General features: G+C 70.2%; 18 protein-coding genes. 7 read left to right on the forward strand and 11 right to left on the reverse strand.

Annotation, left to right across the window (positions count from 1 at the left end):
• Positions 1-18: 18 nt before the first annotated feature.
• From QH270_RS08530 to QH270_RS08560, 7 genes are all read right to left on the reverse strand, one after another.
• Entirely contained in the window at positions 19-1,485 is a 1,467-nt protein-coding gene (locus tag QH270_RS08530; protein WP_280339982.1) for a fatty acid desaturase, read from the reverse strand.
• Positions 1,486-1,735: 250 nt separating this feature from the next.
• On the reverse strand, positions 1,736-2,551 hold the full coding sequence (locus QH270_RS08535) for an LppX_LprAFG lipoprotein (protein ID WP_280339983.1): 816 nt from the start codon (positions 2,549-2,551) through the stop codon (positions 1,736-1,738).
• 193 nt (positions 2,552-2,744) lie between these two features.
• On the reverse strand, positions 2,745-3,644 hold the full coding sequence (locus QH270_RS08540) for a helix-turn-helix transcriptional regulator (protein WP_280339984.1): 900 nt from the start codon (positions 3,642-3,644) through the stop codon (positions 2,745-2,747).
• Between the two features lie 61 nt (positions 3,645-3,705).
• Positions 3,706-4,995 carry a cytochrome P450 gene (locus tag QH270_RS08545; protein ID WP_280339985.1) on the reverse strand — a complete coding sequence of 430 codons (1,290 nt, stop codon included), beginning with the start codon at positions 4,993-4,995 and terminating at the stop codon, positions 3,706-3,708.
• A 93-nt stretch (positions 4,996-5,088) separates the two neighbouring features.
• Positions 5,089-8,721, reverse strand: a complete 3,633-nt coding sequence (locus QH270_RS08550; protein ID WP_280339986.1) for a WD40 repeat domain-containing serine/threonine protein kinase — start codon at positions 8,719-8,721, stop codon at positions 5,089-5,091.
• A gap of 98 nt (positions 8,722-8,819) precedes the next feature.
• On the reverse strand, positions 8,820-9,908 hold the full coding sequence (locus tag QH270_RS08555; protein WP_280339987.1) for a mechanosensitive ion channel family protein: 1,089 nt from the start codon (positions 9,906-9,908) through the stop codon (positions 8,820-8,822).
• Positions 9,909-10,097: 189 nt separating this feature from the next.
• On the reverse strand, positions 10,098-10,928 hold the full coding sequence (locus QH270_RS08560) for an SAM-dependent methyltransferase (RefSeq protein WP_280339988.1): 831 nt from the start codon (positions 10,926-10,928) through the stop codon (positions 10,098-10,100).
• 159 nt (positions 10,929-11,087) lie between these two features.
• Between QH270_RS08560 and QH270_RS08565 the strand changes: the two genes are divergently transcribed.
• The 3 genes from QH270_RS08565 (at position 11,088) to QH270_RS08575 (ending at position 15,229) form a co-directional block, all read left to right on the forward strand.
• Complete coding sequence (locus QH270_RS08565) at positions 11,088-12,506, forward strand: MFS transporter (protein ID WP_280339989.1); 1,419 nt, start codon at positions 11,088-11,090, stop codon at positions 12,504-12,506.
• A 66-nt stretch (positions 12,507-12,572) separates the two neighbouring features.
• The gene (locus tag QH270_RS08570) at positions 12,573-14,036 is read left to right on the forward strand and encodes a serine/threonine-protein kinase (RefSeq protein ID WP_280339990.1); all 1,464 of its coding nucleotides are present in this window, start codon (positions 12,573-12,575) and stop codon (positions 14,034-14,036) included.
• Positions 14,033-15,229 (forward strand): DUF7373 family lipoprotein, encoded by a 1,197-nt coding sequence (locus QH270_RS08575; protein ID WP_280339991.1) that lies wholly within the window; start codon positions 14,033-14,035, stop codon positions 15,227-15,229. Before QH270_RS08570 ends, QH270_RS08575 begins: the two co-directional genes overlap by 4 nt.
• A 1-nt stretch (position 15,230) precedes the next feature.
• On the opposite strand, the gene QH270_RS08580 is transcribed toward QH270_RS08575, so the two are convergent.
• Positions 15,231-15,722 (reverse strand): glutathione peroxidase, encoded by a 492-nt coding sequence (locus QH270_RS08580; protein ID WP_280339992.1) that lies wholly within the window; start codon positions 15,720-15,722, stop codon positions 15,231-15,233.
• A 164-nt stretch (positions 15,723-15,886) separates the two neighbouring features.
• On the opposite strand from QH270_RS08580, the gene QH270_RS08585 reads away from it, so the two are divergent.
• Entirely contained in the window at positions 15,887-17,377 is a 1,491-nt protein-coding gene (locus QH270_RS08585) for an FAD-dependent oxidoreductase (protein WP_280339993.1), read from the forward strand.
• Between the two features lie 153 nt (positions 17,378-17,530).
• On the forward strand, positions 17,531-19,120 hold the full coding sequence (locus tag QH270_RS08590) for a GMC family oxidoreductase (protein WP_280339994.1): 1,590 nt from the start codon (positions 17,531-17,533) through the stop codon (positions 19,118-19,120).
• Between the two features lie 124 nt (positions 19,121-19,244).
• Here the strand turns inward: QH270_RS08590 and QH270_RS08595 are convergent, their stop codons facing one another.
• Positions 19,245-19,589: a DoxX family protein gene (locus tag QH270_RS08595; RefSeq protein ID WP_280339995.1), complete on the reverse strand. Its 345-nt coding sequence runs from the start codon at positions 19,587-19,589 to the stop codon at positions 19,245-19,247.
• A gap of 81 nt (positions 19,590-19,670) precedes the next feature.
• On the opposite strand from QH270_RS08595, the gene QH270_RS08600 reads away from it, so the two are divergent.
• A complete protein-coding gene (locus QH270_RS08600; protein ID WP_280339996.1) occupies positions 19,671-20,552 on the forward strand; it encodes a sigma-70 family RNA polymerase sigma factor in 882 nt (293 codons plus the stop codon).
• An 81-nt stretch (positions 20,553-20,633) separates the two neighbouring features.
• On the opposite strand, the gene QH270_RS08605 is transcribed toward QH270_RS08600, so the two are convergent.
• Positions 20,634-21,110: an HAD-IIIC family phosphatase gene (locus QH270_RS08605; RefSeq protein WP_280339997.1), complete on the reverse strand. Its 477-nt coding sequence runs from the start codon at positions 21,108-21,110 to the stop codon at positions 20,634-20,636.
• A 209-nt stretch (positions 21,111-21,319) separates the two neighbouring features.
• Between QH270_RS08605 and QH270_RS08610 the strand changes: the two genes are divergently transcribed.
• Entirely contained in the window at positions 21,320-22,543 is a 1,224-nt protein-coding gene (locus QH270_RS08610) for a PucR family transcriptional regulator (protein WP_280339998.1), read from the forward strand.
• Between the two features lie 3 nt (positions 22,544-22,546).
• Here QH270_RS08610 and QH270_RS08615 read toward each other — a convergent pair whose 3' ends face one another.
• Positions 22,547-23,908, reverse strand: coding sequence for a lipase family protein (locus QH270_RS08615; protein WP_280339999.1), 1,362 nt, complete (start codon positions 23,906-23,908; stop codon positions 22,547-22,549).
• Positions 23,909-24,170 lie beyond the last annotated feature (262 nt).

The raw sequence follows: 24,170 nt of genomic DNA on the forward strand, positions 1-24,170 counted from the left end.
ACGGCCACGGAATCGGGGTCAGACGGTTCCGATGCCGGTGAAGCCCTGCACCGTGTAGGTGACACAGGTCTTCAGCGCTGTGGGTGCGCAGTGTTCGCGCACGAGTCCCCACCGGTTCTCCTCCGCCTCGCGCGACGGCGCGAGCAGGTAGGTTCGGCACAGCTTGGGGAAACGATCACCGAAGAAGCTCTTCGCGGGCAGCCATTCCACGCCGAACTTCGCCGATTCCTCGCGCACCACGTCCTCGGTGGCGATATTGGCGAAACCGCTGCGCTGGAAGGGCAGCACGTGGTGCACCCGATGCGAGCTCAGGCCGGCGGAGAGGAAGCAGTCGACGTACTTGTTGCCGACCACCGTCAGGTCGTAGGCCTGTTCCAGCTGGTTGACCGCCCAGTCCTCGGTCTCGGTGTGCAGTTCCTCGGTCGGCACCTCGAAGTCGTGGCTGGCCACCACCATGAAGGTGCTGATCCACAGCGTGATCACGAATTGCAGTGCCCAGGCCCAGAAATCGCCCGCCACGGCGAACGCGATGAACTCCGCGACCAGCAGGAAACGGACACCGAAGGAGCCGATGAAGTGCGGGAGCGCGCCGCGCCAGGTGCCGTACATGTCCTTGATGCCGACCTTGCGAGTCAGGCGGCAGACGTCGAGCAGCCGAATGATCATGCCGGTCAACAGATGTCCGAACTTGTGCACGGTGTGCACCGGCACCCGGTACAGGCGTGGCACCTGCATCATCATCGTGAAGACGTTCTTCTTGATGTCGACTTCACTCTGGGTGTGCGGGTGGTGCAGCAGGGCATGCCCGTCGGCGGTGACGAAAGACAGTGCCACATAGTTCATGTCGAACGCGTTCACCGCGTACTTGTTGAGCCCCTTCTGCGCCCGGTGGATCGCGTAGTGGCCGAAGCCTGCCAGCGAACTGCGCAGCAGCACCATCGCGATCACGAAGACCGGCAACGGCATCCAGCTGGTGTCCCACAGCCGCAGGCCCTGGACCGCGAAGTAGGCGAAGATCAGGAACGCGACGACGATGTCGAACGCGCGGTCCATCCGCTTCAGCCGCGCCGCCAGTTCGGGCTCCTTGATCCGGGCCTTGATCTTGTGCAGCAGGTCGTTCTTGTCGTCGAACGCGTACTTCGGGGTGTCGTCCCAGCTGTTGAAGCCTTCCTTGAACAGGAAGTCCGGCGCGTTGTTCTTGGGGTGGATGTCCTCGGGCGTGGCGGCGCGATCGAGGCTGTAACGCTCGATCATGCGCGCGATTCTTTCCGGATCGCGGTGGTAGGAACCGATGATCGAGGTGATATCGCGGTTTTTCGTTCGGCCGATGAAGAATTCACCGCCCGGATGCTTGGAGATCCACTCACTCAGGTCGTAGGCTCTGCCGTTATAGACCCATACGTTGTTGACGGGAGGCCGACCCCCAGGGCCGGGCGGTGGCGGGAGCTCGCGCTCCTGTTCATCAGGTCGATCATCGATCGTCATGCGTTCTTCCTCCGTGTCGATCGGCGTTCGATGCGTGCTGCCTGCCGACCTGCGTCCCGACACGTATAGTCCTTGTGGCGCCTTGCATCTCGCTGAACATTCTCTTATTGCCGGGGCGGCCGTCGCTACGGAGTTCCGGTCCCCACCAGCGACACCCACACGACACACCGGTCCGGGGCCGCGGCCGACACTGCGTGCCAGGCTTCGCTGACCCCGGACCGGTGATGGTGGGTCCGGAAAACGGCTCGGATCAGCCGGCCGGTTTGACGATGTTGACCGGCTTGGCCCAGTTGGACAGGCCGACGGTGACCTCGCCCTGGTCCTTCTTCACCACGGCCTGAACGAGGTTCGGGCCGTCACCGGTGGACGGCGCGTCCGACGGCTTGGTGGAGTCGGAGGCCGGCGGCGCGGTGTCCTGGATCCACAGGGTGATCGGCATGGTCCCCGCGTTCTCCCCTACGCGCGGCACGATGGGATCGATCACGGCGGCATCGATGGTGCCGGTGACCTTGACGGTGTTGATGCCGTCGATGACCTCACGGCCCTCGGTCTTCGGGTTCTGGACGTTGGCGATCACGTTGGCGATGCCCTTGTCCTTGTCCAGGATGACGCCCGGATCGTAGACCTTCTCGGCCGGGCCGGCGGGCACGTAGCGGCCCGCGGTCTGGGTGTAGAGGACCTTGTCCACCACGAGGAACTTCGCCTCGGTGAACTCCGACTCCGGGGTGAGCTTGACCTTCGCCTCACCCATCGCGGCGCCGGAGCCCTGGGTCTCGTTGGTGACGTCGGCCGAGACCGTCTCCACGGGGAGGTTCGGCAGGTTCTTCACGTCGATGTTCAGGTGGACGGTGCGCAGGGTCTGCGTGGTCTTCGCCGACTCCTTCACGATCTGCGCGCCGTCGGGCAGTTCGCCGGTCGGCGGCGCGGCGGGCGTGTCCTCGGACGAGGAGCAGCCGGTGACGAGGGCCGCGGCGAGCGCGGCGGCCGCCACGATCGACGTGATGCCGGAGCGACGCGCGAAGCGGCTCCGGGGGGCGGCGTGCGTTGTCGATTCGATCAAGTTCATCCCCTGGAGATGTCGTGTATGGCGTAGGTGAGGCAGCCGAAGCTGCCGGCGCCTGCGACATACTAAGCAGACGATCGGACATCTCGCGCTCCCCCGACGGCGATAGTACCGCAGGATCGAAGATTGCGACTTGCTAGTGAGCACAAGAGTTTTGGGGGCTCGCTCGGCCCGGAGAATTGATCATCTCCGCAGGTCAGCCAGCCGCGTGGGCCTGCCGGATGTGCTCGGTGAATGGTCGGCGGCGCTCCTCGTCGGGCATCGCGAGCAACTTCGCCAGCTTCGCCGCGGCCATGTCGTCGACCGGGGTGAAGATCTGGATCCACGCGCCCTCGATCACCGGCAGCGACATGCTCGTCATGTGCATCGAGATGGACCCGATCGCCAGGTGCTGGATCACCTTGACGATGTTCGCCGGGACGGCCACATCGTTGCTGGCCCACAGTCTGGCGAACAGCTCGCTCGCGCCGCACAGTTCCTCCACCAGACGCTGCCAGGCGGGATCGTCGAGGTGCCGGACGTAGGCGCCGCGCAGGTAGGCCACCATCCGGCGCAGGTCGGCGTCGTTGTGCTCGTAGGGGTTACAGCATTCCGGGGTCAGGAACGCCCGGCGCAGCACATTGCGTTCCCCGTCGGTGAACCCGGGGCACAGCGCCCGATAGGCGTCGTTGTGGGCGAGCACATCGTATTTCGCGCTCAGCAACGCCGCGGGCAGGGGGCCGAGCTGGTCGAGGATCATCGGCAGGCCGGGCGGCATCACCGTCTGCGCCGCGGCGCTGGGCACCGTCGGCACATCGGCCAGCCGGTACAGATGCGCCTTCTCCACCGGGTCCAGACACAGTGTTCGCGCGACCGCGTCGAGCACCTGCACGCTGGCGTTGATGGGCCTGCCCTGTTCGAGCCAGGTGTACCAGGTGACCCCGATCCCCGACAGCTGCGCGACCTCTTCGCGCCGCAGCCCCGGCGTGCGCCTGCGCGGCCCCGGCGGCAACCCGACATCTCCCGGTGCGATCCTGGCGCGCCGGGACTTCAGGAACGCGCCGAGCTGTGCCCGCCGCTCGGTACGCACCGCGCGCATGTCGACCACTTCACTCATCGACCCATCGTCGCCGAACCGGATCCAGGTATCCAGGTGGTACTGGTACCCGTTTCAGGGCTCAGCTCACCAGGATCGGCGCACCGTGCACCGGCACATGGGTGATGTTGCGGACCCGGCCCGCCGCGCTGGCGCCCGCGGGCAGCGACAGGGTGTGCCGACGCAGGATCTCCCGCAGCACCGCCGCCCCCTCCATCAAGGCGAAACCCGCACCGATACAGCGCCGTACGCCGCCGCCGAAGGGCAGCCAGGTGTTGGGTGCGACGCTGCCGTCGAGGAACCGTTGCGGCCGGAACACCGCGTCCGGGTAGGCCTCTCGCCGCCTGTGCGCAAGCAGGATCGAGGCCGCGACAACGGTCTCGGCGGGCAGCTCGTGGCCGCCGATCGTCATGTCACGGGTCAGTTTCCGGACGACACCGCCGATCACCCAGTGGTAGCGCAGCGCTTCCTTCATCACGGCTTCGAGGTAGGCGGTGTCGCCGTCGAGCGCGGCCCGGCGAGCGAGCTCCTGCTGTTCGGGGTCGGTCGCGAGTTCGTGCAGCGCCCAGGCCAGGGCCGAGGACGTGGTCTCGTGGCCTGCCACGAGCAGGGTGACCAACTGATCGCGCAGTTCCGCCGAGCTGAGCGGGGCATCGGTGTCCGAGCCCGCGGCCAGCAGCCGGGACAGGACGTCGGTGCCCGATTCCGCACCGGCGGTGCGGCGTTCGTCGATCTCGGCGTACAGCAACTCGTCCAGGCGCGCCTTGTCCTGGGCGAAGCGCTGCCACGGTCCGTACTTCTGCAGGCGTGGATAACGCGAGCCGAGCAGCGTGAGCGGTGCGATGTCGGTGATTCTCCGCATCGGCGCACCCAACAGCGCACGCCTGCGTGGATCGGCCACGCCGAGGACCACCTCGCCGATCACGTCGAGGGTGATCTCGGTCATCGCGTCCAGGCTGTGCACCGGGGTGCCCACCGTCCAGGCTTCGACCCGAGCGGCGGCGATCTGCTCGATCATGGCGCGGTATTCGACCAGCGCGGACCCGGCGAAGGCGGGCATGAGCAGACGGCGGGCGCGGGCATGTTCGGCTTCGTCGGTGATCAGGACGGAATGGTCACCGAGGAGCGGGCGCAGGATGCCGTTGCTCTCCCCCGCGTGCAGGTCGGCCGGGGAGGCGGCGAAGATCTCGCGAATGTGCTCGGGCCGGGTGAACACGACGAGGTGGTGGGCATAGGGCGGCACCATTCGCACGGTGAAGGTGTCGCCGTAGCGGCGGGTCGCGGCCGTCAAGAACCGTTCTCGCGCCTGCACATACCGGATCGTCTGCAGAATCCGGGGAATTCGGGGGCCGGGCGGATACATCGCAACCATCCTCTCCTCGCGTCCACGGTAGCCCCGTCACCGGCGCGGATTCCGTTTTCGCGCATCGACCTCGCCGGTACCGGCGAGCCGGCACCACGACGATCAAGCGAATGTGTGCTCCCAGTCGAGTTCCCATATCCGCACCGTCACGTCGAGGCCCAGGGAGACGACGAATCGGCCGTTCGGTGTCACCGAGATGTTCGATATCGAAGCGGTATGACCTTCGAGGGTGCGCAGACAGCGCGCGGTGTGCAGGTCCCACACGCGCAGCGTGCCGTCGGCACCGCCGGTCACCGCGAACCTGCTGTCCCGGCTCAGCGCGAGGGCGGTGACCCGGTCGGGGTGACCGGTCAGCACCCGCAGACATCGCCCGCTGTCGGTCTCCCACAGGCGCACGGCGTCGTCCCTGCCCGCCGAGAGCAGCAGCAGGCCCGACGCGCTCGCGGCCAGGACGTCCACCGGCGCGGTGTGGCCGATGAGGCGAAGCCGGCTCCGGCCACTCGTCATGTCCCACACCTCGATCTCGGCCGATCGCACCGCGACGAACGCCGAGACCCCGGCCGTCGTGAGGACGACGCTGCCCGCGATGTTCGCCGGGCGGCAGCGCACGGTCCGCAGGCAGCGGCCCCTGTCGAGTTTCCAGAATCGGAGCTGCTCGCCGTGGATGTCGAGCGTCGCCAGGTATCGGCCGTCAACGCTGGAGCCGGAGTATTCGGCCGCCGCGGAACCGCGGACGCGGGTGATCCGGCGCCATCGATTGCCCAGTATGTCCCACTCCCGCATCTCGGTGGCATCACGCACGACGACGCTGCCCCCGTACGGCGAGACGGCGAACATGTCGATCTCCGCGCCGGCACCGGGCATGACCCGCAGGCACGCACCGGTGTCGACCTCCCACACCCGCACCGAGCCGTCCTCCGAGAGGGTGTAGGCCGTAGTTCCCTCGGCAACGCACCGGATCTGCGAGATGGCACCGGCTCTCAGCGAGTGCAGGTGCCGACCGGACGCGAGGTCCACCACTCGACCGACACCGTCGGCGTCGCGGAGGACAAGCCGGTCGCCCGCGCCGAGCTCGAGGCTGCCCCAATACACGAAGTCGAGCTGGTGCGCCGCCCACGCCCCGCGCAAGGTGGTTCGCTCCCCCTGCGGTGCGACCTGCCACCAGCGATCCAGCAGTTCCGCGTGCCGTGCGAAGCCGGGCACCTCGCGCGCCTGCCTGATCTGTTCCGCGGCCCGCGCCCACTGCCGGTCGGCCAGCAACGAGTCCACCCTCGCCAGGGCCGCGCTCACCTGGTCGGCCTCAGCGGAGAGTTCGAGGGTGTCGCGCGGGCGCGCGTAGCTCCACGGTGCCGCGGGACCGGCCGAGCCGAGCCGCCACACCTGAACGGTGGACGCACCGCCCGCGAGCACGACCGAGCCGTCCGCGCTGAGTGCGAGCTCGCCGACCTGGACCGGCTCGGTTTCGTCGAAGTACTCGATCGCACCGTCTTCGGTGCGGTGGAGCGCGACGCGCGCGGTGCCCGCGTCGATCGTGCGCAGGCAGCGGCCCCGGTCGAGATCCCACACGCGGACGACGTTCGGCGTCGACCGGCTTCCGCCGCACACGGCGATCCGGGCATTCGCGTCGATGACCCACGGCGAGGTGAACCACTGCGGGTCGAGCGATTTCGACCACTCGAGCACCGCGGAATCGGCGTGCCGGAGAAGGTGTTCGGCGGAGCCCTGGTACCACTGTGCCCGGTGTTCGACGAATCGCGACAGGGCGAGGCGCCCGTCGGGCCCGAGTGCGGTACCGACGTGGCCGGGCAGCTCGCCGACCAGTTCGCCGGTTCCGACCTCCCAGACCGTGGTGGCCAGATCGATGGTGTCCCAACTCCATACGTCGGTGCCGTCGGGGGTGATCGCGACATCACCGCGGACGAAACTCTCCGATCGGGAGGGCGCGCGCAGGGTGCGCGACAGCCGGCCGCTGGCCAGATCCCACACATGGACACCGCCGTTGCCCGGGAACGACGTCGCCGCCAGTGATCCGGCGGTGTCCACCGCGAGGGCCGCGCCGAGACTGCCGGGCACGTCGGTGACCGGGACCGATATGACGTCGGCGACGTCGATGCGATGCAGTGACCGCCCGGATGCGGCATCCCAGACCTCGAGCACGGTGTCGCCGACACCCATGACCAAGGCGACGACACGAGTACCGTCGCCGCTCACCGCCACGGCCAGGTCGTGCAGGAACGGCGGACCCTGCTGGGAAACGGCGAGCACGCGCGCGCAGCTTCCCGTATCCAGGTCCCACACCCGGATGACGGCCTCCGCGTCGCCTGTCACCCCGGTTCTGCCGTCCGCGCTGATCGCGACCGAGTAGACCTTCAGGATGTGGCCGTCCAGCGAGATCGGCCCGGGATCCTCGGGCACTCGCGCGGCCGCCGCGGCGACGGCGGCGGCGAGCGCGCTGTCGCGTGGCGCGTGGCGGGCGGCCACGGCGAACTGGGTGCCCGCCGCGGCACTGTCGCCGCGTTCCAGGTGCACCGCACCGAGCAGGTGCGCGACCGCCGGATCGGTGGGCCGGTCGGCCTGGACCGCTTCGAGGTCGGCGACGAGCCGGTTGTCGGTCAGCTGTCCGGTCCGCCAATGCAGCAGGCCCTGGTTGTAGATGGTCTGGAGGTGGTGCGGATCGGCCGCGCGCGCCTGGCGCCACAGTAGTTCGGCGCGGTCGGACCGGCCGAGATCGAGCAGCGACAGCGCCTGGTTCGACAGGCTGTCCGCCAGCAACTCGGTCGCGTTCGGCGTCGGCCGTGGGTATCGGCTGCCGGTCGACGCGGTGTAGATCTCGATCAGTTCGTCGGCCAGTGCCGCCATGTTCCGGGGCCTGTCGGCCGGGTCCGTGGTAAAGCAGCGACGCAGGAGATCAGCCAATTCCGTCGGCAGCGCGGGTATCCCGGAGGACGCCGGACGCCCGTCGGCGAGGAAGGACGCGAACGCGCGCCCGGCGTCCTGCCCATATCTGCACGGCGGCCCACCCGCGAACACCTCCCAGACGCTGATCGCCCACGACCAGACGTCGGTGGCCCGCCCGAGAGTGGCGGCCGGATTCCACAGTGCCGCAGCCTGTTCCGGCGAGCAATAGGCGGGGGTCAGCCCGCCGAACCCGGCCACCACACTCGGGCCCGGCTGGTCACGCGGCAGTTCTCCCGCGGCCGCCCGCGCCGTGGCCAATCCGAAGTCGGTGACCTTCACCCCGCCGGCCGCGGTGAGCATCACGTTCGCCGGTTTCACATCCTGGTGGACCAGTCGCTGCTCGTGCGCGTGTGCGAGCCCCCACGCGAACTGGATCGCGATATCGAGCAGTCTGCCCGTCACCTGCCGTGGCTCGCCGTCGTACAACCGACGATCGCGCACCGCGTCGGCCAAGCTGCCGCCGTCGACCCACTCCGCGAAGACCCGCGGAACACCCTGCAGGCGACGCACGTAGGCACACGACACGGTGTTCGGGTGGACGCCCAGCCCGACCCAGGCCTCGGCTTCGGCCTCGAAGTTGCGCAGGTGCGCAGCCGAACGCAGCAATTCCGGGCGGGGCGTTTTCACCGCCAGGTCCAGGTCCCATTCGCGGTGCCACACCCGATGGACCAGACCCATGCCCCCGGTCCGGATCACCTCCCTGACCACATACAGGTCGGCGACCACTTCGCCCACCTGCCACTGGGTGAATGCCGTTCCGTCGCTGGTCGAATCCATTCGGCCGCCCTCCCCTGGTCATCACTCCCGGCCACCCGCCTCGATCTGATCGAGGGTAGCCGAGCAGAGGCCGAGCGCCGTTCGTGCGCGTCGGTGGATCAGCGCGCTGGTACCTCGCGGCGATCGGGCGCCGCGCCCGAGAGTGCGCGGTCGTCAGCCGTGACGACCGAGGTGGGGATCTTCGGCAGCGCGTGGGGGTGGTGGGTGCCGAGCCAGTCGAGGAGTTCCTCGCGGACCGCGCAGCGCAGGGTCCAGGCGTCGTCGGCGTTGGGGGTGGACATCGCGGCGCGGACGACGATGTTCGTCGGGGTGCTGTCGGTGACCAGGAGGCTGGCGCTGCGGCCGTCCCACTCGGGGCGGGTGCGCAGGTAGGCGTCGAGGTGTTCGCGCAGCAGGGGTACCGGGGTGCTGTGGTCGAGGTGCAGCAGGACGGTGCCGGTGACTTCCGGGCCGCCGCGCGACCAGTTCTCGTACGGCTTGCTGTTGAAGTAGGAGACCGGCATGGTGAGTCGGCGATCGTCCCAGATGCGGACCGTGAGGAAGGCCAGGCTGATCTCCTCGACGGTGCCCCATTCGCCTTCCACGACCACGGTGTCGCCGATCTTCACGGAATCGCCGAACGCGATCTGCAGACCGGCGATGAGATTGCTCAGGGTCGACTGCGCGGCGATGCCGGCGACGATGCCGATGACGCCCGCCGAGGCCAGCAGCGAGGTTCCCAGCGTGCGCAGGCCGGGGAACAGCAACAGGATCGCCACCGCCGCGGTGGTCACGACCAGCAGTGAGGTCACCACGCGGCGGACGAGGCCGAATTGCGTGCGCAGCTGCCGCACCCGCGAGATCTCCCTGGTCCGCTCGGCGTAGCGGCGCAGGAGATGTTCGGCGACCAGATCGGCCACCCGGACCACCAGCCACGCGGCGGCCAGGACCACCGCCGCGCCCAGGACGTTCCGGACGACGGTGTCGTGGCGGGGATCCAGCTCCGCCAGCGGAGCGGCCGCGTGCAGGACCACCACGCCGAGCAGGACCTGCAGCGGCAGCTGTGCGCGCCGCAGCGACAGCGGAAGTTGCCCACCCGACCCGCGGCGTGCGCTGACGCGCAGCAGCCGGTCGATCGCGAACCGCACCAGCACCGTGACCGCCACGGTCGCGACCACGACGATCAGCGGCCGAAGAATGTCCTCCACGAGATCGAACTCCTCTCGTCGCCGCCCGGGATGAGCTGTGCCACCGGCTGTTCCGGTCGCACGCGACCGAGGCCGGGCCGGCTCACCGACCACGCGAGTGGACGGACCGTCGGTCGCTGGTGCCCGGGTACCCACTCCTCGGCGCGACCGACATGACGATCCCGTTGCCCTGACGCGGCGGCTGCTCGATCAGCGCTTGCGGCCGATGCCCCCGACGATGCAGTTGCGGACGGCGTTGAGCGGGGTGAGGTGCGGTCCGTCGGGCCACCAGTCGTCGCAGCGGACCAGGCCGGGCTCGATCATCTCGAGATCACCGAACATGGCCTGGATCCCGTCCCTGGTGCGGAAGCGGCCGCTGCCCATCGGGCTGTGGATGAACTTCTCTTCCATCTTGCGGGCGAGCTCGGTGTACTCCGGCGTCTGCGGGTCGTAGAAGTGGGCGATGGCCACGAACGACCCCGACGGCAGGGCGTCGATGTAGGTCTGCATCAGCGCGGGCCCGTCGTCACCGAGGTAGTGGTGCAGGGTGCCGATGTGGAACACCGCCAGCGGGCGGGTGAAGTCGATCTCGTTGCGCACGGTCTTGTCGCCGAGCACCTCGAGCGGCCGGAAGATGTCGGCCTCGGCGATGCGGGTGCGGCTGTTGCTGGCCAGCAGCGCCTGCGCGTGCACCAGCACCGAGGGGTCGTTGTCGACGTAGACCACTCGCGACTGCGGGTTCACCCGCTGGACCACCTGGTGGGTGTTCTCCGCGGTCGGCAGACCGGAACCGAGATCGAGGAACTGGTCGATACCCGATTTGGCCAGGAACCGGCACGCGCGGATGAGGAAATCGCGGTTCGCCCACGCGAGATCGTTGACCTGCGGCGCGACCGTGCGGACCTGGGCCAGCACCTCGCGATCGACCTCGTAGTTGTCTTTGCCGTTGAGCGCGGCATCGTAGACACGCGCGATACTCGCGCGTGTGGTGTCCACCCCGACCGGAACTGAGCTGGGGTAGGCGGCAGAGGATTGCGACATCGGGCGCCTCCGGACTTGGACCGACTGTACGAAATCAGCCTAGAGCATCGTTTCCGTTGGTACAGAAGCTATCCCGCTCGTCGCCCGTAGCCGGGTGGTGGTGATACCCGTGTCGACGGACTCCTGGTCGGTGCCGGGCGGCGCGGTCACGATCAGGGCATGACCCAGACCATCACGCCCCCACCGGCGTTCGAAGCCCCGGCGGGCAGGCGGGCCGTTGCCGTGCTCGTCGTGATCCTGACCGGCCAGTTCATGGCGGTGCTCGACGCCGCCATCGTCAATGTCGCCATCCCGTCGATCCGCGCCGATCTCGGCACGGGGGGCGCGGCGTTGCAGCTCATCGTGGCCGGCTATGTCATCGCCTACGCGGTGTTGCTGATCAGCGGCGCGCGCCTCGGTGACCGGGTCACCCAGCGGCGGGCGTTCCTGGCCGGGCTCGCGGTGTTCACCGTCGCCTCGCTCGCCTGCGGTCTGGCCTGGGACGCGGTCTCGCTCATCGTGTTCCGCTTCGCCCAGGGCGCGGGCGCGGCCGCGATGGTGCCGCAGGTGATGACCCTGATCCAGCGCACCTTCACCGGGGCGGCCAGGGCCAGGGCGCTGAGCCTGTACGCGGCGATCATCTCCGGCGGCATGGTGGCCGGGCAGATCCTCGGCGGACTGATCGTGGACGCCGACCTGGCCGGCAGCGGCTGGCGCGGAGTGTTCCTGGTGAACGTGCCCATCGGCGCGGCACTGCTCGTCGTGGCGCCCCGGGTGCTGCCCGCGACCCCGCCGAGCACCGAGCGCCGCCTGGATCTGCCCGGCCTCCTGACACTCACCGCCACCGTGCTGCTGCTGGTCGTGCCGCTCGTGCTGGGCCGGGAACTCGGCTACCCGGCGTGGACGTGGCTGTGTGCGGGCGCGGGCGCGCTCGGTGTCGCGGTGTTCGCGGGAATCGAACGCCGGGTGGCCGCACGCGGCGGTGAGCCGCTGTTCTCGCCACGGGTACTCGCCGCGCCCGGCCTGCTGCTGACGGCCACGACGCTGCTGCTGATCATGACGAGCTTCGGCGGCTGGCTGTTCGCCACGGCGATCCACCTGCAGGGCGAACTCGGCTACAGCGCACTGCGTGCCGGTGTGCAGTTCCTGCCGATGGGCGTCACCTTCGCCCTGGCCGGCCTCTACTGGGACCGGCTCCCGCGGCGCTGGCACTCCGCGATGATCCCGGGCGGGCTGCTGCTGAGCGCGGTGGCACCGGCCTGGCTGGCGGTACTGCTGCGCGAGGGCGCCGCCCTCGGCCCCGCGGCGGCACTGGCGTTGGCGCTGCTCGGGCTCGGTACCGGACTGGCGTTCAGCCCGTTGATGACCAGGGCGCTGGCGACGGTGCCGATGACGCTGGCGGCCGATGCCAGCGGCATTCTCGTGACGAGCGTGCAGCTGGGGGTGGTCGTGGGGATCGCGGTATTCGGTTCGGTGTTCTTCGCCGTGGTCACCTCCTCGGCGGTGGGTGCCGTACAGGCGGTCCAGCTGCTGGCGGCGGGCACCTCGGCGGTGGCGGCGGTGTTCGCGGCACTGGCGGTGCGGCGCACCCGCCGATGATCGGATGATCCGGCCGGCCCCGTGCAGCGACCGCGGGGTCGGCGGCCGTGCGTTAGCGTGATCGTCATGCACGAGCTCCAGGCCGGTGTCGTTTTCGCCGGTTATCGCATCGAGCGGGTGCTCGGGTCGGGTGGGATGGGCAGTGTGTACGCGGCGCGGCATCCGCGGCTGCCGCGCGTGGTCGCCCTCAAACTGCTGCACTCCTCGGTCGCCGCGGACCCGCTGTTCCGCGGCCGGTTCGAGCGTGAGGCCGAACTCGCGGGACGGCTCGATCACCCCAATATCGTCGCCATCCACGATCGCGGGTCCGAAGCCGGACGACTGTGGATCGCGATGCAGTACGTCCCTGGCAGCGATGTCGAGACGGTGCTACGCGGTGGGCCGCTGGCCCCCGAGTGGGCCCTGCACATCGCCGGGTCCACCGCCGACGCGCTCGACCACGCGCACGCGGCCGGGTTGCTGCACCGCGACGTGAAGCCGGCCAACATCCTGCTGCGTGAGAGCGCGGCCGGGGTGAGCGCGCAGCAGGTCCTGCTCACCGATTTCGGGATCGCGAAGGCGGTCGACGAGGGCACCGCGCTCACGCAGACGGGCTCGCTGGTGGCGACGCTGCGCTACGCCGCGCCCGAACAGCTCGACGGACGACCGCTCGGCCCACGCTCGGACCAGTATTCGCTGGCGTGCACGCTGTTCCACCTGCTCACCGGGCAGCCACCGTACACCGCGACAAACGCGGGCGCGCTGATCGGCGCCCACCTGATGCAACCGGTACCGCCGATCAGCGCGCGCACCGGCCTGCCCGCCGCGCTGGACTCCGTGTTCGCGCGGGCGATGGCGAAGGATCCCGCGCATCGGTTCGCCAGTTGCGGTGAGATGGTCGCCGCGGCGTCGACGGTGCTGGCCACCGGGGTCGCCCCGGCGCCGCCCGCTCCCCCGCCACCGGACACCCGGCCCTCCTCCCGGCACCGAACCGCGTGGTCACTCGGCGCGGCGGCATTGGCCGTGGCGCTCACCGCCGGCGCGGTCGTCCTGTTCGCCGACAGGTCGGGCACCACCGGTGGCGACCCGACCAGCACCACGCCGCCACCGCCGACGCCGACCACCACGGTCGACGCCTGGGCGGCGGGCAGGCCGACGATCGCCCTGTTCCCCGATCTGCTCCCGGCGGGCCCCGACGCCGAGGGCTACCGCGCGCTGCGGTGCAGCTTCGCCACGAAGAACCCGGGCGCGGTGTGGGACAACGGCTTCAACTGCACCGACCGGGAGAAGGTGAACCTGCAGGTCCTCGACCACCGCGACGCCGGGACGGTCGACGAGTACGTGCGCACACTCGCGCCGGGTACCCCCGAACAGCTGCGCACCCGATACGGGGAGGCGATCACCGTGCGCCGGTTCAACGGCTCGGACGGCACCTGGCTGCTGGTGCGGTTCGACGCCGCGCCCCGTTCCCGGGTTCTGCTGCAGGTGTATTGGAAGGGCCGCACCCATCAGGAGATGATCGACGAATGGCTCACCACCGCGCCCCTGTGATCTCGCGCCTCGCACTCGGCGCGCTGGTCGTCGTGCTCGCCGGCTGCGGCACCGTCGACGGCGCCGCCACGGCCGGGGAGATCGATGTCCGCACGCTCGAGGTCGGCAAGTACACGACCGCCCCCGCCGACGTCGAGGCCGCCCGCGCACCCACCGACGGGGCGACGCTGGAGGGCCTGCGGATGGCGGGTGCGGTGGTGCTGCCCCACGAGGTCGACCCGGCGCTGTCGCACGACTGGGGCACCGATGTCATCGACAGCCCGCGCAAGGCCGCCGACGCCTCGGCCATCTCGAATGTGAATCTGCCGACGCTGGAACGGCATCGGATGATCGTGGCCTTCGACGTCGCCGAGGGCGACCGGGCGTTCGACAGCAAGGTCCGCGCGATCGACACCGACGCGCGCGTCACCCGGATCGTGCTGTTCCGCTTTCCCGGCGCGGCCACCGCGGAGACGGCGGCCAGGGAACTCGCGGCCGCCGATTTCGGGGTGAGCCCCGACAATCAGCCGGTGCCGATCCCGGGACATCCCACGGCACACGCGCACTGGCGACCGGGCGTGAAGACCATCGGGGCGATCTTCGCCGAGGGCGAGATCGTGGTGAGCATGTTCCTGCAACACCCGACGCCCGACATCGACGCGCTCGCGCGCCGGGTGGCCGCGATCCTGGACGCGCAGAAACCGCTGCTCGAGACATTCACCCCGACCGCGCCCGAGCGCATCGCGGATCTTCCGCGCGATCCCGACGATCTGTTGCGCCGCACGCTGATTCCCGGTCCGGCCAATCAGCGGATCGCCATCTCCTCCCGCGAGTACGCGGCGTGGCCGGGCCGGGCGAGTCTGCACTTCCGCCCGAGCGCGCCCGCCGAACTCGCCGCCGCCTGGGACCGCGGCGGCGTGGACAGCGTCGCGAACGCCTACACCACGGACCTGTTCCGGTTCCGGGACGCGAGCGCGGCGCAGGACTTCGGCGCCACCTGGCACGAGACACTCAGCACGGCCGCGCATCCCGTCGCCGGGCCCGAGCGCGTGCCCGGCGCCCGCTGCGCCGAGCGCCGGGCGGGCGACGAACCGGCGGTGGTGCGCTGCTATGTGAGCTATCGGCGCTACGGCGCGTTCGTCAGCGGGTCGGAGGCGACCGGGGTGCGTCAGCAGGCCGCCGCGCAGTACGCCTTGCTGGCGAACGCGCAGTAGCTCAGAGCTGGGCTTCGATCGCGGCGACGAGCTCGGCCGCGTCCGGGGTGACCGTCGGCCGTAAGCGGCCCGCGACCGTGCCGTCGCGGGCGATGAGGAACTTCTCGAAGTTCCACTGGACGTCGCCGGCGCTGCCGTCGGCGGCGGGCGTCTCCACCAGCGCGGTGTAGAGCGGATGGCGGTCGTCGCCGTTCACATCGGCCTTGGCCAGCAGCGGGAAGTCGACGCCGTAGGTGACCGCGCAGAACTCCTGGATCTCCTCGGCGGTGCCCGGTTCCTGTCCCATGAACTGGTTACAGGGGAAGCCGACGACGGTGAAACCGCGCTCGCCGTAGGACTTCTGCAGCTCGACCAGCCCGGTGTACTGCGGGGTCAGGCCACACTTGGACGCCACGTTGACCAGCAGGACGGCCCGATCGCCGCTCAACGCGCCGAGCGTGGTGTCGTCCCCGCTCAGGGTCCGCACCGCAATATCTTTCACGTTCGTGCTCACGCCAACACCCCAGTTTCTCGTCCCGTAACGGTTCGATCGTCACCGTACCGGAGCCCGATCGACGCGCAAGCGTCCCGCTGTCCGGGAATTCTGTAACACGTTCTTGTTTTGTCGCCGGGGAGGCGGCACCATTTCGGTACACACACCCGAGCACCGGAGGCACCGTGACCGAGCAACCCCACCGGATCGACACCGTCCGCCCGCTGCGCGCGCACGATGTGACGAACTGGGACTTCGAGGCCGACGTGGTGGTCGCCGGGTACGGCATCGCGGGCGTGTGCGCGGCGATCGAAGCCGCCAGGGCGGGGGCGCGGGTCCTCGTGCTGGAGCGCACCGGCGGCTGGGGCGGCGCCGCGGCGCTCGCGGGCGGCTTCGTCTACCTGGGTGGTGGCACGCCGTTGCAGCAGGCGCTCGGATTCGACGACACCCCCGAGAACATGGCGGCGTTCCTCACCGCGGCCCTGGGGCCCGGCGTCGACACGGCCAAGATCGAGGACTACTGCGCGGGCAGCGTCGAGCACTACAACTGGCTCGTCGAGTGCGGTGTGCCGTTCAAGGAGTCGTTCTGGGGCGAGCCCGGCTGGGAACCGCCGCACGACGAGGGCCTGATGTACTCCGGCGGCGAGAACGCCGCGCCGTTCCTCGACATCGCCGAGCCGGCGCCGCGCGGGCACGTGCCGCAGATGGCGAACAAGAAGACCGGTGAACGCAGCGGCGGCTACATGCTGATGAAGCCGCTGGCCGACACCGTCACCGAGCTCGGTGTCGCCGTCGAGTACGACACGCGCATCCGCAGGCTCATCGTCGACGAGCAGGACCGTGTGGTCGGCCTGCTGGCGACCAAGTACGGCAAGACCGTGGCGGTGCGCGCGGAGCGCGGTGTCGTGCTGGCCACCGGCAGCTTCGCCTACGACACCGAGATGATCGATCGCTACACCCCGCGGCTGAGCGGGCGGCCCGGCGCCGCCATCGAGGAGCACGACGGCATCGGCATCCGGCTGGCGCAGGCGCTGGGCGCCGAGCTGGCGCACATGGACGCCAGCGAGGTCGCCATCTTCGGTGACCCGCAGATGATGGCGCGCGGCATCCTCGTCAACGGGCGCGGTCAGCGCTACGTCACCGAGGACACCTACCCGGGCCGGATCGGCCAGGCGACGCTGCTGCAGAACGACAACCAGGCCTTCCTGGTCATCGACGAGACCTCGCTCGAGGAGGCACTCGCCACCGAGAGCGCGACCCCGTTCTTCCGGTTCCCGCCCAAGTGGGTGGCCGAGACCGTCGCCGAACTCGAGGCCGAGATGGGACTGCCCGAGCAGACGCTGCAGACCACCGTCGCCACCTACAACCGGCACGCCGAGAACGGCAGCGACCCGCTGCTGGGCAAGAAGGCCGAGTGGGTCCGCCCGCTGACCCCACCGCTGGCCGGATTCGATCTGCGCGGATTCACGGCCGGCTTCACCCTGGGCGGCCTGCGCACCGATCTCGACTCCCGGGTCCTGCACGTGAGCGGCGAGCCGATCGCCGGGTTGTACGCCGCCGGACGGTGTACGTCCGGGCTGTGCGCGTACGGCTACGTCAGCGGGGCGTCGCTGGGTGACGGCAGTTTCTACGGCCGTCGCGCGGGGAAGGCCGCCGCTGCCGCCGGCACCGACTGAACCGCACCCCACCCGCCGGGCCGCCACTGTCAGTACGCTGCATGCAACGCCGGGGCCGGACCACGAGTCCGGCTGTGCGCACGGGGATTTCACCCGTGCGCGGAGTGCGTTCAGTTGGCCACGACAGCAGCAGTACAGGATCGGAGTTGGACAGTGCAAGCAGGTGGGACGTCCGCGGATTACGTGATCGTCGGCTCCGGGTCAGCGGGGGCGGTGCTCGCGAATCGGCTCAGCGCCGACCCGGGCACCACGGTCGTGCTGGTGGAGGCCGGTCCGGCCGATGACGACAAGTTCGCCCACATTCCGGCGGCCTTCTCGAAACTGTTCCGCACCGAACGCGACTGGGACTATCTGACCGAGCCGCAGCCGGGTCTGGGCGACCGCCGGATCTACTGGCCGCGCGGCAAGACCTTCGGCGGCTCGTCGTCGATGAACGCGATGATGTGGGTGCGCGGGTTCCGCGCCGACTACGAGGAGTGGGGGCTCCTCGCCGGCGAGAAGTGGAACTTCGCGGCCGCGGTGGAGCAGTTCCGCAAGATCGAGAAGGTGCAGGACGCGCAGTTCCCCGACGAGGGCACACACGGGCCGCTGTTCGTCCAGCGCCAGCGCAGCCCCCGCGCGTCGACCCACGCCTTTCTCGAGGCGGCGCGTCAGGCCGGCCACGATCTCGAGTCGCCGAACCGTCCGGCGCCCGAGGGGTTCTCGCAGACCATGGTGACCCAGCGCGACGGCAGGCGCTGGAGCACCGCCGACGCCTACCTGCGGCCGGCGATGAAGCGCGCCAACCTGACGGTGCGCGCCGAGGCACTGGCCACCCGCGTCCTCTTCGAGGGCAGCAGGGCCGTCGGCGTCGAGTACCTGCACGCGGGCAGCACGCACACGGTCACCGCCGCCAAGGAGGTCATCCTGTGCGGTGGCGCGGTGAACAGCCCGCAACTGCTGCAGCTCTCGGGCATCGGCGACCGGGAGGAGCTGAAGGAGCACGGCATCGAGGTCGTGGCCCATTCCCCCGAGGTCGGCGCCAATCTGCAGGATCACCTGATCACCGCCCTCGGCTACAGCGTCGACGGCGATTCGCTGTTCGCGGCGGAGAAGCCGCTCGAACTGATCAACTACCTGGTCCGGCATCGCGGGATGCTCACCTCCAATGTCGGTGAGGCGTACGGCTTCGTGCGCAGCGAACCCGACCTCGAGCATCCCGACCTCGAGCTCATCTACGCGCCGGCGCCGTTCTACCACGAAGGGCTGGTCGAGGCGACCGAGCACGGTGTCGTGCTGGGCGCCATCCTGTTGCGTCCGCGCAGCCGCGGCCGGATCGGGCTGGCCTCGGCCGATCCGACGGCCAAGCCGGTGATCGATCCGCGGTACCTGTCCGACGCCGAGGGCGCCGACCGCGCCGCGCTGCTGGCCGGGTTGCGGGTATGCGCCGGTCTGGCCGAGCAACCCGCGCTCAAGAGCGCGCTCGGCCCGCTGATCTACCCGCCGCAGGCGCCGGACGATCTGGAGGAGACGATGGCGCTGTCCCTCGAGCAGTTCTCGCACACCCTCTATCACCCGGTGGGCACCTGCCGGATGGGGACCGACGCGGCCAGCGTGGTCACCCCGGAACTGAAGGTGCGCGGTGTCGAGGGCCTGCGCGTCGCGGACGCCTCGGTGATGCCGTTGATCATCCGTGGCCACACCAACGCGCCGGCGATCCTCATCGGCGAGCAGGCCGCGGACTTCATCCTGGCCGGGTCCTGACCCCCGCGGGGGGGGGGGGGGGGGGGGGGGGGGGGGGGGGGGGGGGGCGCGCGCCCCCGCGGGCGCGCGGCGCCCCCCCCCGGGGGCCCGCCCCCCCCCCCCCCCCCCCCCCCCACCACCGGCTTCACACCAGCGCAGCGGCCAGGGCGCCCGCCGCGAGCAGCAGATACGGCAGCGGATAGCCCAGGTGGCTGTACCAGCGTGCCCGCAATACGGTCAGTTCCGCGCAGACGAAGTACCCGACCAGCCCGGCCGCGGCGGCGATCGCCAGCGGCCGGTAGAACAGCCCGGCCAGCAGGCCGAGCCCACCCAGCGCCTTGATCACCGCCAGCGGTGTGAGAGTCCACGGCGCGACGCCGTAGTGGCGCATGTTCTCGCGTACCCAGTCGGCACGGACGACATCGATCGCGGCGGCGGCCAGCGCGGCCACGGCCGCGAGCACGGTGACGACGACGAAGACGGTATGCATCGGACGGTTCCTCCGGTCTACGGTGAGCGACGGCAAGTGCCGTTGTCTTCCTTGACGAACGGGCCGACCGAAAGGTGACCGATGCGCGCGGATTCGCTGGCCACGGCGTTCGAGCAGCGACGCACGCGGCTGCGCGGGCTGGCGTTGCGGCTGCTCGGCTCGGCCGCCGAGGCCGACGACGCGGTCCAGGAGACCTGGCTGCGGCTGGATCGTGGGGCCGCCACCGAGATCGGCGACCTCGACGGCTGGTTGACCACGGTCCTGACCAGGATCTGCCTGGACGCGCTGCGGACCCGCACGCGGCGGGCGGAGACCACCGACGCGGCGGCGATCGGCACGGTCGCCACCGGTCGCGGCGTCGATCCCGAGGACGAGGCCCTGCTGGCGGACGCGGTCGGGCGGGCCATGGTGGTGGTCCTGGACGCACTCGGTCCCGAGGAACGCGTCGCGTTCGTGCTGCACGATCTGTTCGCCGTGCCGTTCGCCGACCTCGCCCCGATGCTGGGGCGGACACCGGCCACGGCCAAGAAACTCGCCAGCCGCGCGCGGGCGCGCGTGCACGCGCCTGCCCGGCTGGACGCGGTCGAACTGACAGCGCACCGCCGCGCGGTCGCGGCCTTCCTGCACGCCGCCCGGGAGGGTGACCTGGCCGGATTGCTGGCCGTCCTCGCCCCGGACGTGGTGCGCACCGCCGATCCCGCGGCCCTCGCGCCGGGGATGGCGGCGCTGGTCCGCGGCGCCGCCCGGGTCGCCGAGGGCGCGGTCGCGTTGCGGCAGCGCTCGCGTGACGCGGTGGCGCTCCTCGTCGACGGGCTCCCCGGCCTGGTGGTGGCGGCCGAGGGCAGGCCGGTGTTCGCGGTGACGTTCACCGTGCGCGCGGGGCTCATCACCGCCTACGACGTGGTGGCCGACCCCGACCGGCTGGCGGGACTCACTCTGGCGCTGGACTCGGAACAGCCCTGAACCATGGACGTTTCGGCACTCGATGCAAGATCGCGGCGAGTGCGTGTCGGCAGACGATGCGTCCGCGTATCGCCCGCAGCGTCAGAGCGCCGGGACGCGCGCGAAGCCCAGTGGCGGCGTGGGCAACCGGTCCGACCGCAGGTCGTGGCGGAAATCGGGCAGCAACGGCAGCATGTCGACGTTGCGGGCGGCATAGCAGCGCACCATCGGCAGCGCCCGCGAGACCTCGGCCCGTTCCACCGGCTCCGCGTCGAGGAAGGCCATCGCCTCCAGCCCGAGTCCGAGGGTGTCGGCGATCCGCACGATCGAGGCCGACTTGCGGCCCCACCCCACCTCGACCGCCGAGAACATCTCGTACAGGCCGTGCCGGTAGAGCGTCCGCAGCGTCCGGGCGCGATCGCCCCGCGCGGCGACCGCGTGCAGCACCCCGCGCTCGCTCAACTTCGTCAGCGTCCGCAGCGCCTCGGGGCGCAGCGCGGTGCTGGTCGAGTCGTGGACCACACCGTCCCACAGGGTTTCGTCCAGTTCCCAGACCAGACAACGGACGGCAGGTCGCATGGTGGTGCCCCTATCGGTTCGTTCCGGCGCGGAGAACTCTACAACCACTCATAGCCGGGGACCAGACTTGTGACCGGTCACCACGTGGGCCCGCGATGCGCGCGTCGGCACCCCAGAACCTGATGTTCCATTCCGGCATCGCCGCCGGTTGGCTAGGGTGAAGTCGCTGGACAACGGGGGTGAGCAGTACTCGGGTGAAGGGAATTCAGATGTCGGTCGACAATCGACCTCGGCAATCGCTGACCATCTCCGGTCAGCCGATGTCGTCGCCGTTGAAAGATGTCCGGACGCTCTCCAGGCAAATGGTCGGCCACTTCGTCGCCAATGTCGTGCCCTGCGGCACGCTGCCTGGCGACGCCATCTCCGGTGACGTCACCACCATCACCCGCATCTGCCTCGAGTTCGCCGTGAGCATGCTCGACGGCCGCGACATCCCGAACAAACTGCAGCGCCTGCAGGACGCCGCCAGCGGCTGGGCCCGCGAGGGCGTGCCGATCGACACCATCCACCACTCCATCGCCGAGGGCTTCAAGATGGGCCTGGACCTGGTCGTCGCCAACGCCTCGGTGAAGGACTACGACAACCTGGTCGACGGCGTGAAGATGGTGATGGAGATGCTCGACACCATCACCGCCCAGGTGTCGCTGGCCTACGTCCGCGAACTGCGCGGGGTCGTCAGCGAACACCACACCGCCGTGCACACGCTCACCTCGGCGCTGCTCGGCGGGCACAGCACCTCGACGATGGCCCGGGAATGCGGCATCGCCATCGCCGAGTCCTACGCCGTGCTGGCCCTGGCCATCCCCCCGCACCGCGAGGAGGCCAATCCCGCGCTCGACACGAAGGTCGTGGCCCGCCGCAAGCTGCGCCGGGTGCAGGCCGAGCTGGCCAAGCGGTGTGGCGACACGGCACTGTCGCTGCTCAGCGTCGACGGCGGCACCGTCCTCATTCCCGCCGACACCTTCGATCGGGAGGGGCTGGCCGCGCTCGTGGCCCAGCTGTCACAGGCCGCCCAGGTCGGCATCACCGCGGCCCTGGTGGAGACCTCGACCACCGGGGTCCCCGACGCCGCCGACCAGGCGCACGAGCTGCTCGACATGGTGCAGCGCCTCGAGGTGACCTCGGGCCTGTACCGCTTCGACGAGCTGGCGCTGGAATATCAGCTCACCCGCCCCGGCCCCGGCCGCGAGTTCCTCGGTTCGCTGCTCGACCCGCTGGACCAGTACCCCGAACTGCTCGAGACGCTGCAGCGCCACATCGCCAACAATCTCAACCGGCAGCGCACCGCCCGGGTGCTGCACGTGCACACCAACACCGTGGACTACCGGCTCAAGCGGATCGGTCAGCTCACCGGTTTCGATCCGACCCAGCCGTCGGGCCTGTGGTACCTGCGCTCCGCACTCGTCGCGCGCACCTATCGCGCCGCCGCCTGACGCTCAGCATTCGCTGCGCGCCGGAACACCCCGCAATCGGTCGTCGAGCCACAGCATCGCCTCCGGGTACCCGGTCACCGCGCCGATCACGTGCTCGCCGAACACACTGCGGTACACGGCGTTCGCGCCGAGCGAGCACTGTTCGTCGTACAGTTTCCGGGCACCGGCGGCGGGGATCCAGAACTCCTGCTCGCCGTTGTAGATGTAGAGCGGGGTGGCCGAACGCAGTCCCGACATCCGGGTGATCTCATAGATCTTCGTGGCCAGTTCCGAACGCAGCGGGTCGGGGATGTTCGCGGCCACGTCGATCGGCAGGTGCAACACGCCGGGAACGGCGAACACACTCACACACTGGTCCTTCATCACCGAGGTGGCCACCCACCGCGCGAGATTGTTCATCGCCGCCAGGATTTCGGGGCGCTCGCGCCCGATCGCGAACGTCGCCGCCATGAAGATCCCGGAGGCGAGATTGGCGTTCATGCTGCGCGAGAGGATCTCGAAATCGGCGGGCACGCCGCCCAGCGCCGCGCCGACGATCGCGTCGGCCAGTTCCGGCGCGTAACTGTCGATCAGCTTCGCCGCGCCGTGGGTGGCGATGGCGCCGCCGGAATAACCCGTCATCGCGAACCTGCTGTCGCCGAACGCCGTCGGGTCGAGGCCGCGGGTGGCGCGGATCGCGTCGAGCACCGCGTGCCCGGCGACATAGGGCTCGGCGTAGGCCATCAGCGGGCCCTCGTGGTCGGGTACCAGCACCGCGTAGCCCCGCAGCGCCGCCAGCTGGGTGGTCGGCGGGAAGAACTCGGTCATGCTCGAATGCAGCGTGAGGCCGTGCGCCAGGGTGTATCCCGGCGTGCAGTCGCGGCCCAACGCGTCGATGGGCAGGTTGTTGACGAGGACCGGCCGATCGCCGGGTCCGGTCCAGTCGGCGGCGGGCACGAGCAGGGTCGCCGTCGCGAACGACGGCCTGCCCTGGGAGTCGTCGGTGCGGAACTTGAGCAGCGTCGCCGACCGCAGCGGCACCAGGGTGAGTGGCGCGGCGGTGGCGGCGATGTCGCGGTATTCGATGATCTCGCCCGGCCCGTAATCGGCCAGGTTCGCCGGCCACTGATCGAACATCGGGTCACCGACCTCGGCGGGCAGCACCGCGGCGCGCAGGGCGGCGAGTTCGGCCTCGGGATCGGCGGCACCGCCGGAGGGTTGGATGGGCGAGGGCAGCACCTGATCGATCCACTGCTGCAGATCGGGCAGGAATCCCGGGTGCGGCACCGGAATGCCCGGCGCCGGTGGCGGATCGGCCGCGGCGGTACCCGCGGCGAGGGAACAGAGCAGCGCTATCGAGCAGACCAGCACACGCACAGATCGCATGGCACACACGCCTTCGGGTGGCAACGTCGGATTCGTCGTGACGTGCGGCGATGCGGTGCTTCGAATCCCGCCGAACCTCCCCCAATGCGCCTGACGTCAGAACATGACGGTACGCCGCGCACACCGCGTCGACCCGCCGTCGTGCCCGACTCGTGACGCTCCGCGCCTGGATCGCAACAACTCTCGGCGATGGGGGGCCGGGGCGGGGGGGGGGGGGGGGGGGGGGGGGGCGGGGGCACCCCCCGGGCGCCGGGGGGGGGGG

Origin of the sequence: Nocardia neocaledoniensis, assembly GCF_029868625.1 — a bacterium.
GTDB classification, from domain to species: Bacteria; Actinomycetota; Actinomycetes; order Mycobacteriales; family Mycobacteriaceae; genus Nocardia; species Nocardia neocaledoniensis_A.